This is a genomic window from Pseudodesulfovibrio sp. 5S69, assembly GCF_037094465.1.
GTDB lineage: Bacteria > Desulfobacterota > Desulfovibrionia > Desulfovibrionales > Desulfovibrionaceae > Pseudodesulfovibrio > Pseudodesulfovibrio methanolicus.
The window spans coordinates 662,630-678,937 of record NZ_CP146609.1 but is presented as its reverse complement, the minus strand read 5'-3'; the positions used below and the strand labels follow the sequence as shown (position 1 = coordinate 678,937).

General features: G+C 64.0%; 11 protein-coding genes and 1 pseudogene. 6 read left to right on the top strand and 6 right to left on the bottom strand.

Translation table 11 applies throughout. The annotated features are described in order from the left end of the window. Positions 1 to 442: 442 nt before the first annotated feature. A complete protein-coding gene (locus V8V93_RS03215; protein ID WP_338668932.1) occupies positions 443 to 3,352 on the bottom strand; it encodes an insulinase family protein in 2,910 nt (969 codons plus the stop codon). A gap of 215 nt (positions 3,353 to 3,567) precedes the next feature. On the opposite strand from V8V93_RS03215, the gene V8V93_RS03210 reads away from it, so the two are divergent. Together V8V93_RS03210 and V8V93_RS03205 are read left to right on the top strand one after the other, a co-directional pair. Next, positions 3,568 to 4,200, top strand: a complete 633-nt coding sequence (locus V8V93_RS03210; RefSeq protein ID WP_338668931.1) for a peroxiredoxin — start codon at positions 3,568 to 3,570, stop codon at positions 4,198 to 4,200. Positions 4,201 to 4,341: 141 nt separating this feature from the next. Next, positions 4,342 to 4,914 (top strand): dienelactone hydrolase family protein, encoded by a 573-nt coding sequence (locus V8V93_RS03205; RefSeq protein ID WP_338668930.1) that lies wholly within the window; start codon positions 4,342 to 4,344, stop codon positions 4,912 to 4,914. A 55-nt stretch (positions 4,915 to 4,969) separates the two neighbouring features. Here the strand turns inward: V8V93_RS03205 and V8V93_RS19465 are convergent, their stop codons facing one another. The 4 genes and pseudogenes from V8V93_RS19465 to V8V93_RS03190 form a co-directional block, all read right to left on the bottom strand. Beyond that, positions 4,970 to 5,755 (bottom strand): amino acid ABC transporter ATP-binding protein, encoded by a 786-nt coding sequence (locus V8V93_RS19465; protein ID WP_422394435.1) that lies wholly within the window; start codon positions 5,753 to 5,755, stop codon positions 4,970 to 4,972. Positions 5,756 to 5,878: 123 nt separating this feature from the next. Next, positions 5,879 to 6,415, bottom strand: a pseudogene (locus tag V8V93_RS19460) (amino acid ABC transporter permease); the annotation flags it as partial. Positions 6,416 to 6,611: 196 nt separating this feature from the next. Continuing rightward, entirely contained in the window at positions 6,612 to 7,415 is an 804-nt protein-coding gene (locus V8V93_RS03195; RefSeq protein WP_338668928.1) for an ABC transporter substrate-binding protein, read from the bottom strand. 103 nt (positions 7,416 to 7,518) lie between these two features. Continuing rightward, positions 7,519 to 8,493 carry an agmatinase family protein gene (locus tag V8V93_RS03190; protein ID WP_338668927.1) on the bottom strand — a complete coding sequence of 325 codons (975 nt, stop codon included), beginning with the start codon at positions 8,491 to 8,493 and terminating at the stop codon, positions 7,519 to 7,521. A gap of 326 nt (positions 8,494 to 8,819) precedes the next feature. Here V8V93_RS03190 and V8V93_RS03185 point away from each other — a divergent pair, with 326 nt between their 5' ends. Further along, complete coding sequence (locus tag V8V93_RS03185) at positions 8,820 to 10,616, top strand: sigma-54 interaction domain-containing protein (protein WP_338668926.1); 1,797 nt, start codon at positions 8,820 to 8,822, stop codon at positions 10,614 to 10,616. Positions 10,617 to 10,634: 18 nt separating this feature from the next. On the opposite strand, the gene V8V93_RS03180 is transcribed toward V8V93_RS03185, so the two are convergent. Further along, positions 10,635 to 11,519: a universal stress protein gene (locus tag V8V93_RS03180; RefSeq protein ID WP_338668925.1), complete on the bottom strand. Its 885-nt coding sequence runs from the start codon at positions 11,517 to 11,519 to the stop codon at positions 10,635 to 10,637. 115 nt (positions 11,520 to 11,634) lie between these two features. On the opposite strand from V8V93_RS03180, the gene V8V93_RS03175 reads away from it, so the two are divergent. From V8V93_RS03175 to V8V93_RS03165, 3 genes are all read left to right on the top strand, one after another. Next, positions 11,635 to 12,222: a DUF4390 domain-containing protein gene (locus V8V93_RS03175; RefSeq protein ID WP_338668924.1), complete on the top strand. Its 588-nt coding sequence runs from the start codon at positions 11,635 to 11,637 to the stop codon at positions 12,220 to 12,222. An 11-nt stretch (positions 12,223 to 12,233) separates the two neighbouring features. Next, positions 12,234 to 14,423: a sensor histidine kinase gene (locus tag V8V93_RS03170; protein ID WP_338668923.1), complete on the top strand. Its 2,190-nt coding sequence runs from the start codon at positions 12,234 to 12,236 to the stop codon at positions 14,421 to 14,423. Between the two features lie 127 nt (positions 14,424 to 14,550). Further along, complete coding sequence (locus V8V93_RS03165; protein WP_338668922.1) at positions 14,551 to 15,456, top strand: TIGR01777 family oxidoreductase; 906 nt, start codon at positions 14,551 to 14,553, stop codon at positions 15,454 to 15,456. The last annotated feature ends 852 nt before the right edge of the window (positions 15,457 to 16,308 follow it).

Genomic DNA, 16,308 nt, shown 5'->3' with positions numbered 1-16,308 from the left:
TCCGATCGGCCATCCGGGCATTTTCGCGTGGCATGGAGGACGCACCGCTTGCTGCCCCCAGGCGGGAAAACCTGCATGCCCGCGCAACGATCGGCCGCACAGCCGGACCGGCGGGTTCTGCGCCGGCCCCGGTGCAAGGCCGAGCCAATAGGACACTCCCGGTTCGGTAACGGCGCGACCGTCGGCCGGGCCGATGCCTGCCCGCATCAACGCACTTTCCCCGGCCATTCGGCAGAGGCCATCCCGTTCTCCGGGACGGGGCGGCCAATCCTCGGCCTGCCCCGGAACTTTCCAATTTTTCCATTGTCCCCACGGAGCGGGGAGCAGTCCCGCCAAGGCCGGGGAATATCCCCTGAGCCGGGGACGGCGCTTCCCGCCTCCGGCACCGCGCTCGCGGGCTTTCGGCGGGAAGCGTCGGGATCGTCCGCCCGGAGGCGCTCTTCTACAAGACCTGTTTGATCTCCAGATCCAGACCGCTGTTCTCCATGGCGAGGGCGTCGCCGAGGACGCAGATGTCGCCGTTTTGGGCGACGGTGCGCACGGCCAGGGCGAGTTCGCGGAAGTCTTTTTCCGAAGCGCGCAACGCCTGTTCGCGCACGGTCTGCAGGTAGCCGTCGTCCTGGTCGGTCAGATGGCGGGCCAGGGCGGTGAAGCCCTTGGCGTCGGGCAACTGGTAGTCGTCGATCTCGCCGATGGCGCCGATGATGGATTTTTCCAGCTCGTCCGCGTCGATGTTCATGGTCTCAAGGTACTCGGCCAGGCCGTCGAAGGCCTTGACCGTGTCGGCCACGTTGGGGTCGCGGTAGGACACGAAGGCCAGCGCTCCGGCCAGGCGGTCCATGATGCAGAACGCCCCGTAGGCCCCGCCCTGGACGCGGACTTTTTCCCAGAGATAGCCGGTGCGGATGAGCTTGTTGACCACCTGGGCCGCGCCGGTGAGTTGAATCCCGTGTTCGGCCACGCCGCAGCCCTTGCCCACGTAGTTGACCTGGGCCGGGATGGCCAGCCCTTCGCGGGCGGGCAGGGACGGGATGGCGCGCTTTGCCGGGGCCGGGCCGTCCGCGGGCAGGGCCTCGACCACGGCCCGCATGGCGGGCTCGGCCAGGGCGAAGAGGTCCTGATCCATGGTCGCGTTGAGGATCAGGGTGTTTTGGTTGAGCAGGAGCGTGCGGAACTGCTCCAACTCCATGGCGACCGTGCGGAAGTCGTCCTCGATACGCTTTTCCAGGTCGCGCAGGAAGAACAGGTTGGTCAGGCCGGTCATGGCCTCGTCCATGGCGTGGGCGGCGTGGGTCCGGGCACGCAGCCGGGTGGCCACGATCATGTGGCCCGAGGGTACCAGCCGCTGTTCGGCGCGGGCGCGGGCCTCGGCCACGATCCGGCCGATGCGCTCCTTGTTGTCGAGCTTGGCCGAAGTCAGGATCTCGGTGACGATCCCGCAGGTGTCCGTGATGCGCTCGCCCGTGGCCTTGGTGCGCAGGAACAGCCGGGCCGCAGCGTCCTTGGAGCCGCGCACGGGCGAGGCGAACGGCTGGGCCCAGATGCCGCCCGAGGTCCGGGCGATGCGCTGGGACAGGTCGACGTAGTCGCGCTCGGTGGTGCCGGACTCGGTCAGGGCGCGGCCGAACACCCCGGCATAGGGCAGCAGTTCGTCCGGGATGACGGCCAGGTCGAAGCCGAAGTCCAGGTAGGCGATGCCGTTGGTGGCCAGGTCGTGGAAGAGCAGCTCCCGTCCTCCGAGGGTGCGCACCTCGGTGGGGATGGGCCGGTTCTCGGCGGGCAGGTCGGCCACTGCCAGGCGCGGGATGGTCCTGAGGGCCTCGGGCGCGTCGGGCTCGGCCTGGAGACGCTTGAGCTCGGCGGCGTCATCGACGACCGCCTGGACTTCGTCCGGGGTCATGGCCTGCTTGGCCGCCTTCAGCCGGTCGGACTCGGCCTTGGCCAGGGTCCGGGCGAGCTTGTGGTCCGGCTCCAGGAGCACGGTGGTCCGGTGCGGGTTGTGCAGGAAGAGCCGGGCCAGCAGCTCCTCGAATATCTTGTCGCCATTTTCGAGCCACGCCTTGACGTTGGCCAGCGGCTTCTCGAAGGACAGCAGGGCCAGGGGGTCGCCCTCGTTCTCGTCGTCGTCATAGAGCCAGGTGGACAGGGCCTGGAACATGAGGGACAGGCCGCGCGGGTAGGAGCCGGTATTGTTTTCGCGCAGGGAGAACTCCACGGAGTTCACCGCCGCCTCGATGTCGCGGGCGTCGATGCCGTTCTCGACCAGTTCTTTGATGGTATGGAAGATGATCGACTCCACCTTGACCGCGTTGGACGGGTGCATGCCCTTGAGGCCCACGGAAAAGAACATCTGGCGCATGTCGGCTTCCAGGCCCACGCCCGCGAGGTCGTCGCCCAGGCCGGAGTCGGTCAACGCCTTTTTGAGCGGCGAGCTGGGCAGGCCGATGAGGATGTGCTCCAGGATGTGCAGGGCCAGGTTCAGGTTGGCGTCCGCGGTCTCGGCCAGCAGCCAGTTGACCGTGAACATGCCCTTGGCCAGCCGGTCCGAGGCCGGGTAGCCCTTGCGCACGGCCTTGGCCTCGGTGAAGCGCGGCTGGAGAGGCACCCGGGTCTTGGCCACGTCGATGGCCTCATACTGCGAAAAGACCGCGTCCAGGATTTCGAGGCGCTTTTCCGGGTCGTCGTCGCCGTAGAAGAAGGCGTACCCGTTGGACGGGTGGTAGTGATCGCGGTGGAAGGCCATGAACTTGTCGAAGGTCAGGTCCGGGATGACCGCCGGGTCGCCGCCCGAGTCCAGGCCGTAGGTGGTCTCCGGGAACAGGGACTGCTGGGAGTGTTCGTAAAGCAGAGAGTCGGGCGAGGAGTACGCGCCCTTCATCTCGTTGAAGACCACGCCCTTGTAGGTCATGTCGCGGTCCGGGGACTCCAGCTCGTAGTGCCAGCCCTCCTGCTTGAGGGTGTTCTCGGTCAGCCGGGGATGAAAGACCGCGTCCAGGTACACGTCCACGAGATTGTAGAAGTCCTGCACGTTGGCCGAGGCCACAGGATAGCAGGTCTTGTCCGGGAAGGTCAGGGCGTTCAGGAAGGTCTGGAGCGACCCCTTGAGCAGCTCCACGAACGGCTCGCGCACCGGGTACTTGTCCGAGCCGCAGAGCACCGAGTGCTCCAGGATGTGGGCCACACCCGTGGAGTCCTCGGGCGGGGTGCGGAACGAGATGCCGAAGACCTTGTTCTCGTCGTCGTTGATCATGGACAGGACGCGCGCCCCGGTCTTGTCGTGGCGGTAGACGATGGCCGTGCTGGCCAGTTCCGCGATTTCCATTTCCCGTATCTTGGTGAAGCCGAAAGTCATAAACGCTCTCTTTTCTTTTTGTATTTTGTCATGCGCGGGTGCCTCGGTTCGGGCCGCCCTGCGGGAAGCCTCGGTATACACTAGCATGACCCGCCGGGCAAAGTGGAGAAAAATGCAAAAAACCCTTGACGGCAAACCGGCCCGCCCTTAGTCTCTTGAAAACGGTAATCATTCCTATAAAAATTTCAACCTCTGAAAAAGAAAGGGAATTTAATATGAGCAACGATTTCGATCCCAACGACACCATGCCTGATTTCGCCAAAGTGGGCCAGCCCGTACCCGCATTCACGCTGGAGGCCTTCGACCCCGCCGAGGGCGGCTTCACTGAGGTGGACCTGGGCGCGCTGCGCAAGGAAGGCAAATGGGCCATCCTGTTTTTCTATCCCGCGGACTTCACCTTTGTCTGCCCCACCGAGCTGGCCGACCTGGCCGGTCGACACGAGGACCTGAAGAAGCTCGGGGCCGAGGTGATCTCCGTGTCCACGGACACCAAATATTCCCATATGGCCTGGAAGTCCGACGAGCGCATGTTGGAAAACGTCAAGTTCAAGATGGCCGCCGACCCCACCGGCGAGGTCTCCCGGTTCTTCGACGTCTGGGACTTCGAGACCGGCCTGGCCCTGCGCGGCACCTTCGTCATCAACCCCGAAGGCGTGCTGGTCTCGTCCGAGATCAATTTCTACAACGTGGGCCGCAACGCGGATGAGCTGGTCCGCAAGGTGGAGGCCAACACCTATCTCATCGACCACCCGGCCGAGGTCTGCCCTGCCAAGTGGACCCCGGGCGACAAGACCCTGACCCCCAACGACGGAATGGTCGGCAAGGTCTACGAAGCCCTTAACGACTAGACGGCAGCGATCTCACACTCTCGCTGACCTGTTGCATAGAACGCCCCCCGCCGGATGGTCCGGCGGGGGGCTGTTTTTGTTGCGGCCCGGCAGCTCACGGCCTATGTTCGGCTTTCCCGAAACCACAGCCGCGGAGCGTACGTGGAAATCATTCTGGCCACCGAAATCTGGGGGCGCACGCCCCACATCGACGCCCTGGCCGGGCGGTTGCGCCCGCACGCCGACCGCGTGACCGTGGCCGATCCCTTTGACGGCCGCGACCCGCACTTCGCCACAGAAGAACAGGCCTACGCCGCCTATCTCGACCACGGCGGACTCGAACCCTACGCCCGCCGGGTCACGGACCTGGTCCGCGAGGCCGCGCGTCCGGTCCTGCTCATCGGCTTCAGCGCCGGGGCCGGAGCGGCCTGGGCCGCCGCCTGCACCCCAGGCGTTCCCCTACGCAGGGCCTGCTGTTTCTACGGTTCGGCCATCCGGACCATGGCCGACCGCGCCCCGCTCGCCCCCGTGGACCTGATCTTCCCAGACCGTGAGCCCCACTTCGACGTGGACGCGCTGGCCGCCGCCCTCCGGGCCAAGCCGCTGGTCACCTGCCGCCGGGCCGACGCGGGCCACGGCTTCATGAACCCCCTGTCCGAAAACTACGACGAAGCCGCCGGCCGCCGCTGGACAGCCTGGCTGGTGCGCCTGGCCGAGGCATCCTCGCGGGCGTAGACGCCGCCGACGGCCCCGCGGGGCATGGCGGAATTTTCGTTGCGCGCGGGCCGCGCTAATGCAGCGCGGTTGCGATGAAGCGCCGTATCCGGCTGTCGTCGGGTTCGTCGGCGAGCTGTTCCGGGGTGAGATCGGCGACCATCTTGCCGTCCTCCATCATTACAACGCGATCGCTGATGCGCGTGGCGAAACGCATCTCGTGGGTCACGATGATCATGGTCATGCCTTCGTGGGCGAGGAGCTCGATGGTCTGCAGGACCTCGCCGACCAGTTCCGGATCAAGCGCGGAAGTCGGCTCGTCGAAGAGGAGCACCTTGGGCTGCATGGCCAGGGCGCGGGCAATGGCTATGCGCTGTTTCTGGCCTCCCGAAAGCTGGTGGGGATACTTGTCCGCGTGGCAGGCCATCCCGACCTTTTCCAGGTTCCGCAGGGCCAGTTCCTTCAGCGCCCGGGAGGAGCCCAGGCCGTGATAGCGTGGGGCCAGGGCCACGTTCTCCAGCACGGTGCGGTGCGGGAAGAGGTTGAACGACTGAAAGACCATGCCGATGCGCGTCACTTCCTCGTAGAAATCGGGCGAGCGCCAGTATTCCCCGTGGTTGTCAAGCCAGCGGTTCCCGTTGAACAGGATCGCGCCGCCGTCGATATCCTGCAGGGAATTGATGGTCCGGATCAGGGTGGTCTTGCCGGAACCGGACGGGCCGATGACGCTGACCACCTCACCTGCCTTGACCTTGAAGGAAATACCGTCAAGCACGGTCTTCTCGCCAAAGGCCTTGCTGACGTCGCGGAGTTCGAGGACGAGATCCCCCTTGGCGCCCTTCCTTTTCCGCTCGGGCGACACGGCGGGGAGCGCGGCGGGCTGCGCCTCGGCAACGGTCTCGACCCCGGACTTGCTCCGGATGTCCATGGAACGTTCGAGCCTGCCGAGAATCTGAGTGAAGACGGTCACCAGCAGGACATAGTAAAAGGAGACCGCCACCAGGGTTTCGATGACCAGGAAGTTGCGGGTATAGAGCCGCTGCCCCACCAGCAGGATCTCGGCCAGGGAGATGACCGACACCAGGGACGTCAGCTTGACGATGGTGATGAACTCGTTGCCGAGGGCGGGCAAGGCGACCCGGACCGCCTGGGGGATGACGATGAGCCGGTACTTGCCCAGCGAGCGGATGCCGAGGGCGAGGGCCGCCTCGTGCTGCCCCTTGCGCACGGCCAGCAATCCCCCGCGGTGGATTTCGGCCAGGTACGCGGTCTCGCTCATGACCAGGGCGATGAGCCCCGCCCAGAAGGGATTGGACAACACCGGGCGCAGGCTCGGCATGATCTGCGGCAGGTTGTAGACGAAAATCAGCAGGACCAGCAGCGGAAGGCTGCGGAAGAACCAGACATAGACCGAGGACGTGTGCCGCAGGAACGCGTTGTTGGACGTCTTGGCCAGGGCCACGCCGAAACCGAGCACCGAGCCGATGGACCAGGACAGCACGCTCAAGACGGCGACCAGCATAGTGGCTTCCCAAAACGGGGCGTAACTGAAAAGCCCTATGAGATATTTCAAATCAAACGACATCAAGACCTCTAGTTCTCTATGATATTATCCGAAAACCGTCCGGCGCGGCCGCTGTCCGCTGCCTGCTGCGCACTCCGTTCTCCCGGAAGGGACCGGGCGGCCCGCGTCGGTGCGGGCCGCCCGGATGGTTTCGCTACTCGCCGACGGCGGCCTTGAATTCCGCTTCGGTGGGCTTGGAGACATTGTACTTCTTCAGCAGCGCGGGATACGTCCCGTCGGCCTCAAGTTCCTTCAGGGTCTTGCGGAGGAGGTCGGCCAGCTCGGTATTGCCCTTGCGCACGCCGAAGCCGACGACCACGGGGTACAGGTTTTCCTTGGAGGTGACCTTCAACCGGCCATTCAGCTTCTCCACGGCGCTCTGCAGGACCGCGGAATCCTCCATCTGGGCGTCAATGCCGCCGGAGAGCAGGGCCTGAGTCACTTCGGGAGAAGTGGGGAACTCCCTGGAGTCGACGGGATTGTCCTTGCAGACGCCCTCGGCCAGACCGTTGAGTTTTTCGATCCAGGCACCGCCCTTGATGGAACCGACCTTGCGGCCGCACAGGTTCTCCGGGGCCGCGAAGGAAAGGCCGGAGGAGGTCGCCACCGCAATGGAAACACCGGTCTTCATGTAGGGGATGTAATCGATCTGCTTGGCGCGGGCGGGCTTCACGTAGAGCGTGGACGCGATGACGTCGAACTGCCCGCCGCGAACGCCCATGATCAGGTTTTCGAACCGGGTGTCGTGAAACTCGATCTTCATGCCCGCCTTCGCGGCGATGGCGGTCATCAGCTCGACATCGAACCCGGCGGGCTTCTCGTTGTCGTCAAAGTAGTTGTACGGGGGATACGTCAGGTCCGTGCCCACGGCGATCACGCCGGGCGTGATCGTGGCGGCCGCCCGGGACGACACCGCCGTGCCGGCCACCAGGGCAAGGGCCACACAGTATATGACCAACGCTCTCTTACAACATTTCCATGCGTTCGTTGCACAATTCATCTCTCTCTCCTCTCATCGGTTGATTCCGGGCCATTGCAAATATGGCGGTCCTTAACCATTATCACGCGTTCTCCGGCACCCGGCCGGAGTCCATCTTCCTCTTCGCCATGCCGCTCATGACGTAAATCCCCATCCAGGCGGCGGTATGGCTGGACACGTTGTTCCGGTCGGTGGGGGGATAAATCTCGACGAAATCGAAGGCGCCGATGCCTCTGACCGCGAAATTGTACAGCAGATAGGACAGTTCGTAGGAGGTGAGGCCGTTCAGATCCGGCGGCCCCCCGGGGTTGAACGCGACGTCGAGGATGTCGCTGCACACGGTGACGTATATGGCGTCCGTATCGGTTCCGGCCACGTCCAGCGCCTTTTCCAGGGCGTACTCCACGCCCTTCCGCTTGATCTCGAACCCGGTCATGACATGGGAGCCCGCCTCCCTGGCGAACCGCATCTGGTCCGGATTGTTGCGCGGGCCGCGGATGCCCATGTGGATGATCTTGGCGGGGTCCATGGATACGTTCTCGTAGATGCGGTGCATGGGGCAGCACCGGGCAAACCGTTCCTCGCCGAAAAACTCCATATTGTCCATGTGCGCGTCGAGGTGGATCAGGCCGACCCGCTTGGGGTGCGCCTGGGCAAGCGCCTCGACGGCCGGGACGGTGATGGAGTGGTCGCCGCCGAAAATAATCGGCGTGGCCCCATGGGCCAGCACGGCGGACACCTTGTCCCGAATGTGCCGGTTGGTCTCCACGCCGTCGCCGGGGACCACCGCCACGTCACCGAAATCACAGACGTTGATGTGATCGAACAGGTCGTAATCGAACTCCGGCAGATACCCTCCGTAGCGCAGGGATGCCTCGCGGATGGTCTTGGGCGCCAGCTCGCATCCGGACGGCCCGCCCCAGGTGACGGGCCCCTCCCACGGCACGCCCATAACGGCGGCGTCGTACCCGGCCAGGTCGGCCGCCTCGCGAATGGAATCCGAACTCAGGAATGTGGGAACACCCTGATATATTTGTGGATAGCTATTTTTAGGCACATAACAAACCGGTTTGCGCCCATCATATTTTGACTTCGACACCAAACTCTCCTTGTCGGTAAAATGTTGTCAGGCCTCTATAACAAGGGCCGTGCCAAAGCATCATCTCCGTGCCAGGAAAGCTCATAATAAATTGATATTACATTTTTATTTTTCCATATCGGCGCACGGCGCCCTGTTCCTCTTGCCGAATTTGTAATATTTTGCTATCAGCGATGAATATTTGATTCAAAAAAGTATAAATCACATTTATATATTTTATTTCAGTATATTGTGTTTTTTTATCCGCCGAATAACGGCCTTACAACCCCGCAGCAAATTAAATTATGAATAAAAACGACCCCCGCCTTCCGTCCGTAGCCGAAGGAAGGAGCACCCAGGTCCTCCCGCCTGCCCGCCTCTGCGAGGGCAACATCCTGCAGGCGGGCATCCTGCAGGACGGCGCCTTTACCTGGAGCGTCCCCGAACCGGACTTCCTGCCCTCCCCCGCCGAACAGGAGGCACTGCGCGCCCTCTGCCGGGAGACCTTGGAAAAGCGGGGCATGTCGCACCGGGAGTCCTTTTCGCTCAACGGCCGCGACTGCGCCCTGACCGTCTATGCGTTCCCCGACCTCCGCCCCGCCTTGGCCGTGATGCTCGTCACGGACCGGAGCAAGGCGGAGGAATGCCGCCGCCGGCTCGAAAGGAACCTCAGCCGGTCCATGGAACTGGACGCCATCGTCACCGCCACCTCGGACGGCATCTGGGTCTGCGACGGGCAGGGATTCGTCACCCTCGTCAATCCGGCCGCGGAGCGCGTCAACAACATCGTTGCCCAAGACGTGATCGGAAGGAACATGCACGACCTGCTCAAGGAGGGGTTCATCGACCGCTCGGCCGCCGTGGAGGTCGTCCGCACCGGGCAGCCCGTCAGCCTGCTGCAGATGCGGGACGGGAGGAAACTGACCTCCACCGGGACCCCGGTCTTCGACTCCAACGGCGTGCTCCAGCGCGTGGTGGTCAGCACCCAGGACGCCACCGAGGTCGACAACCTCCGACGCGATCTGGAGCGACAGGAATTCCTGGCCGACAACTACCGCAGCAAGCTGATGGAGTTGCAGGACCAGTTGGCCTCGGACCGCGAGATAATCGCCCGCAGCCCGAAAATGCTGTCGGTCCTGCACCAGGCCCTCAAGGCGGGCAACTCCGAGGCATCCATCCTCCTGCTGGGCGAATCCGGGACCGGCAAGGGCATCCTGGCCGAACTGATCCACAACCATTCGAGAAGGCACGACAAACCGCTTCTCTCCCTGAACTGCGGCGCCATTCCTGAGACCCTGGTGGAGGCCGAGCTGTTCGGCTACGAGCAAGGCGCGTTCACCGGAGCGAAGGCGGGTAAGCCGGGGCTGCTGGAAGTGGCGGACGGCGGCACCCTCTTCCTCGACGAGGTCGCCGAACTGCCCCTGCAGACACAGGTCAAGTTGCTGAAATTCCTCGATGACGGGCGTTTCACCCGGCTGGGAGCCACCAAGGGCAAGCACGTCGACGTGCGGGTCATCGCCGCGACGAACCGCGACCTCCGGACCATGGCCAACGAGGGCTCCTTCCGCAAGGACCTGTACTACCGGCTCAACATCATCCCCATCCAGATCCCGCCCCTGCGGGAACGCAAGGAATGCATTCCCGCGCTGCTCAACCACTTCCTCACCCTGTACGGAAACAAGTACAATTCGCCGAAACGGCTCCGGGGGTCGGCCCTCGACGCCCTCGCGGCGTACCCGTATCCGGGCAACGTCCGGCAGTTGATCAACATCTGCGAGCGGCTCGTGGTCATGACCGAGCACCAGCTCATCGACCGGGACGATCTCATGAACGAGGTGACCACGGGCCGGGACTACATCTCCTTCCAGTCCATGCGCGAGACCAACACCACCCTGAAGCAGGCGATGGGACAACTCGAAAAGGCGCTGCTGCTGGAGGCGTACGAACAGTGCCACACCCAGCAGCAGATCGCGGAGGCCCTGGATATCAGCCAGGCCTCGGTCGCCAGGAAGTTGAAGCAGTACGGCATCGGCGGCAAACGGCCGGGCGGGCAGCCCCGTTCCGCGAAAAAAGCCGACAGCCTGTTGCAGCCTCGACTTTGATGCCCGAGGCGGCGCCCCCTACTTACTGATCCACAGCGCGGTTTCCTGCAGATGCCGCAGGAGGTTGACGGACACGGTGCTGGGGAACAGGTTCTCCATGCGGGTCTGGCTGCCGACGCCGCGGCGGCCCACGGCCACGGCGGCGTAGTGCCCGGCCCGGGCCTCCTTGAGGATGGCCTTGAACGGGCTCTTGCCGGTGACCATCTTGATGTCGATGCGTTCGTCCGGGATGCCGTGCTCGGCGAGGATGGCCAGGGCCTCGTCGAAGATGCGGGCGGACCGGGCGTCGCCATAGCCCTTCTGGGCCACGTGGAAGAGCGTGAAGGACTGGCGCGGCTCTTCGGCGAGCATGTACCCGGCGTGGTCGGCCATGCGCAGGGACGGGTCGGAACCGTCGAGGCAGAGCAGGACGTTCTGGTGCGAGACCTGGGACGGACGCTTGCAGACCCAAATGGGGAAATCGATGTCCTGCCACAGGAGTTCGTGGCACACGGAGTTCTCGAAGATCTCCTCGAACCAGGTGAACCCCTTGCGGCCGAGGATCAGCGCGTCGTAGAGGCCCTCGCGAGCCTCGCAGATGAGCTCGCGGGCCGTGCCCATGCGGGAATGAACGACCTTGGTGCGGACCTTTTCGCCATCGCACCCGGCGATCTCCGTGATCCAGCGCTTGGCGTCTTCCAGGGCCTTCCTGCCCTTGCCCTTCTTGTGGGCCACGATCTGTTCCACGGCCTCGTCCGAGGTCGGCAGCCCGGCCTCCTGACGGTCCCACAGGGCCGAACGCGGCGCGGCGTAGAACAGGGTCAGTCCGAGGTCGCAGAACGAGTCGAAGGTGTCCTTGAGAAACCGGAGATTGTAGGAGGCGGCGCGGTCGTCGCCGATGGCGAGGAGCAGTTCTTTCTGCACGGGAGAACTCCTGTTGCGGGGTGGAATCCTCGCACAGCCATAACGCGCGGAGCCGGGAAAAGACAAGGCCCGGCACTTGTCCTTTAAAACGGGGGCTGATACATCCTCAAGGACAATGCGCACCCCTGACCACAAGCGGGCCGGATCGTTCCCGGCCGTTCTCCTTCCCGCCGCGATCCTGGCCGTCCTGATGTTGGCGGGCACCGCCATGGCCCAGAGCCTGAGCCTGAAGGCCCCGACCCTGGCCAACGTGAACGGGCGGCTCACGGCGCGCTTCGGCATCGTGGTCGAGGAGAAGCCTATCCTCAAGGGCGAGTTGGAGGACGGGGCCGTGCTGGTTCTCAAGTGCCAGGTCAGCCTGCTTGAGCCTCGCGACTACTGGCTGGACCGGGAAATCACCGAGGTCCACTTCCAAAGCCGCCTGAGTTTCGATCCTCTGACCCGCGAGTTCGTCATGACCCTGCCCGACAGGCAGACGCCCCTGCGGGGCAAGGACCTGAGCGCGATCCTGAACGAGGGCTGGGGGACCATCGGCACGACCCTGGGCTCCTGGGCTCTGCTCGACCGGGGCAAGAAATACTCCCTGCGCCTGCACACCTCCATGAACGAGGAGGACGCGCCCGAGGGGCTGATGCGCTTCTTCTATTTCTGGTCCTGGGACGCCGGGGCCGACAACGCCTTCCAGCTGGACTTCACCTTCTAGGGGGCAGACGCGTGACGCCCGATCCGATCCGCATCAGTTCCACCAGCAGCAGGGACCAGCGACGGCACCGGCGCGAATACATCATCGCGCTGATCTTCATCGTCCTCATCATCGGGCTGACCTGGGCCGAGCTCAAATACCTGAGCGGCGATTACTACCTGATCCTCAACCTGCTCATCCTGAACGTGGTCTTCCTGCTGGCCATGCTCTTCTACGTGGCCCGCAACGCGGTCCGCCTGGTCCTGGAACGCCGCCGCAGGGTGCTCGGCTCCAAGCTGCGCACCCGGCTGGTCCTGGCCTTCATCTCCCTGTCGCTCATCCCCACGGTGCTCATCTACCTGGTCTCGGTAAAGTTCGTGCAGACCTCGGTGGACTACTGGTTCAAGGGCCAGGTGGAGGAGTCCATGGAGCAGGCCCTGGAACTCGGACGGGCCTTCTACGGCTCGGCCCAGGACCGGCTGGAGCGGCGCGGCGCGGTCATGATCAAGGACATCATCGACTCCAAGTTCGCCTGGGGCGGCAAGGCCATGGACAAGTACCTGAACCGCAAATTCGACGAGTACGACCTGAGCCTGGTGGGCGTCATCACTCCGGAGGGCAACGAGCAGAACACCCACGCCACCGCCCAATGGAGCCAGGCCTGGCCCGAGATCAAGGAAAAGATCGACTGGCAGTCCCTGAGAGCCGACCCGCGCTCGTGGACGACGATCATCCCCAAGCCCGGCTCGGACCTGGTCCTGGGCGTAACCCCGGTGGATGAGGGCAGGACCGGCTATCTGGTGCTCGGCGAGACCGTGGGCCAGGGGCTCCTGCACCGGCTCGACCAGATCGTCCGCGGCCTGGACGAGTACAAGAAGCTCAAGACACGCAAGTACCCGTGGAAAATGAACTTGTACCTGACCCTCGGGGTCATGGCCCTGCTCATCATCCTGGGGGCCATCTGGTTCGGATTCCGGCTGGCCAAGGAGCTGTCCGCCCCGGTCCAGGCGTTGGCCATGGGCACGGAACGCATCGGGCGCGGCGACCTGTCCGTGCGCCTGGAGGACCGCTCGGACGACGAGCTCGGCTTCCTGGTCCAGTCCTTCAACCGCATGGCCGAGGACCTGGAGCAGAGCCAGAACTCCGTGCAGCAGGCCAATGAGCGGCTGGCCCAGCAGAACCAGGAGCTGGAACGGCGCGGCCAGTACATCGAGGCCGTACTCAACAACATCACCTCGGGCGTCATCTCCATGGACGCCGAAGGGCGCATCGGCACGGTCAACACTGCGGCCGAAAGCATCCTCGGCATCCCCGGCGAGTTCCTCATCGGCAAGGTCCCCTACCGCTTCCTGTCCGGCGACTTCGCGGCCATGGTCCAGGCGGCCCTGGCCCAGTTGTCCAACAAACCCGGCGGGGTCTGGCAGCGGCAGATCGACCTGCCCGTGCGCGGCAAGCTGATCAAGGTCCTGGTCAACGTGGTCTCGCTCAAGAACGTAGGCGGGCGCGACGCGGGCCACGTGGCCGTGTTCGAGGACATCACCGAGCTGGAAAAGATCCAGCGGCTGGCGGCCTGGCGCGAGGTGGCCCGGCGCATCGCCCATGAGATCAAGAATCCGCTCACGCCCATCAAGCTGTCCGCCCAGCGGCTGCAACGCAAATACGGCGAGCGCATCGCCGAGGGCACCTTCGACGAGTGCACCGGACTGATCGTCAACCAGGTGGAGCGGCTCCAGAACATGGTCACCGAATTCTCGGCCTACGCCAAGCTGCCCGAGGTCCAGCCCCGGCCGGACAAGCTCGCCCCGCTGCTGGAAGAGGTCACTGCCATGTTCGCCAACACCCACCGCAAGATCAAATGGGACCTGTCCGTCTCGGAGATCCCCGAGTTCCCCTTCGACCGCGAGGGCATCCGCAAGGTGCTCATCAACCTGTTCACCAACGCGGCCGAGGCCCTCAAGGGCATGAAGGGCGGCGAGGTCCGGATCACCGCCTCGCACGACCCGGACGCGGGCACCGTGACCATCTCCGTGGCCGACAACGGCCCGGGCCTGCCCAAGGACTCCTCGCGCATGTTCGAGCCCTACTACACCGAGAAAAAGGGCGGCACCGGCCTGGGCCTGACCATCGTCCGGTCCATCATCGCCGACCACGGCGGCATGGTCCGCGCCGCCTCCAACCACCCCCGCGGCACGGTCTTCATCGTCGAGCTGCACGACGCCTAGCCCGCCCTCCCCGCTTCTTCACAACATCCTAAAATTTATTAGTGTCTGGCAATGAATATCCACACGTGATATTCTGGTCACCGGATAGGACGCTTCAATGACGCAATGCTGACAAGGTGAACGACAAGTGCGCGCAATAATCGCCGGAGGAACCGGCTTCATCGGCAGGGAACTGGTCCGCGAACTGCGGGAACACGACTGGGAAATCCTCATCCTGTCGCGCAACCCGGGCAAGGTCGCCGCCGTGTTCGAAAACGGGGGCGTCATCGGCATGCCCTGGGACAACGGCGACTGGCCCGACGTGCTCGGCCCGGATACCGCCATCGTCAACCTGGCCGGTGAAAACATCGCCGGGGGACGCTGGACCCGCAAACGCAAACGCCGCATTCTCCAGAGCCGGGTCAAGGCCGGGGAACGCATCCTCCAGGCCGTGGAGCAGGCGGGCGTGGCGCCGGGCGTGCTCATCCAGGCCTCGGCCGTGGGCTACTACGGCCCGCGCGGCACCACCCCGGTCGACGAATACGCCGAGTCCGGCTCCGGCTTCCTGGCCGATGTCTGCAGGCAATGGGAGGCCTCCACCGCCGTCCTCGAAACGATAGGCACCCGCCGCTGCATCATCCGCACCGGCATGGTCCTCGGCCACGGCGGCGCCCTCCCGCGCATGCTCCCGCCCTTCAAGTACTACCTCGGCGGCCCCCCCGGCACCGGCCTCCAGGGCGTCTCCTGGATACACCTCAAGGACGAGGTCCGGGCCATCCGCTTCCTCATGGAAAACCCCGAAGCCAGCGGCCCCTACAACCTCTGCGCCCCCAACCCGGTCAACTTCGCCAAGTTCGCCCACGTCCTCGGCACCGTCCTCGGCCGCCCCTACAAGACCCCGGTCCCGCCCTTCGCCCTGCGCCTGCTCTTCGGCCAAATGGCCGACGAGGTGCTCCTGTCCGGACAACTCGTCCTGCCCGAACGCCTCACCCAGGCGGGCTTCGAGTTCACCTTCCCGGACCTGTCCGACGCCCTGCGCGACGTGCTGCGGTAGAAAATGTCCCCGCCGGGCGGGCGCCTCCGGCGGCTGGGGCGCTGCCCCAGACCCCGCCAGGGAACCCTTTGGAAAGGGTTCCCTGGACCCTCCCAAACTTTTTGTGTCGCCTGCGGCGAAGGTGGGGGCGCTGGGGTGATGGCCGGTTTCCTCTGTGGGGAGTGGAAGTAGCCCGCCTCTTCGGGACGGTTGCCAACGCCGCAGGCGAGCATGGGCGAAACCCGCCAAAGCGTCCTTGCGGCGTTTTCTTACTTCTGAAAAACGGCAGTGCCCATCGCGCCATGCCCTTTCCAAAAAACAAAACCCGCGATTTCGAGCAGGGGAAACGGCGGGCGATCTTGTGGAAATTCGCACGGCGTCACACCCGTTTCCCCTGCCCGAAATCGCCAACCGGCACGGCGGAAGGCCTCCCCGTCGCGGCCTTCCGCCGCCGCACGAACCTGAGCGAAGCGAACACGGGATTCTTAAAAGTACCCACCACGTTTCTGAAAACCTAGTCCCTGCCGTGTTTTTTAAATATGGCAGGGACTTACTTTTAAGTGATTTATGGTGATCCCTAGTGATTTTCGGGAATTTCGGGGATGTTGTTACACATTTTTTCACACATGTCTTGATAGGAATATCCTTTTATTTTAGTAAATTAAAGTACCAACTCTAGCCGATGTAAACACAGCCCGGGCATGGCTTCATGAAGCAAGGAATACTTCGATTTAGGCAGGTGTTAACTTCGTGGAAAACTGTAAAAAATCAAACTGTGGGCCGCTTGCTTACGGTATTTCAATGAGTTGCAACGCCATATGTACCAATAAAACCATGGGTGCCGCTTGGAATAGCACTTGGAAGATACGTGGT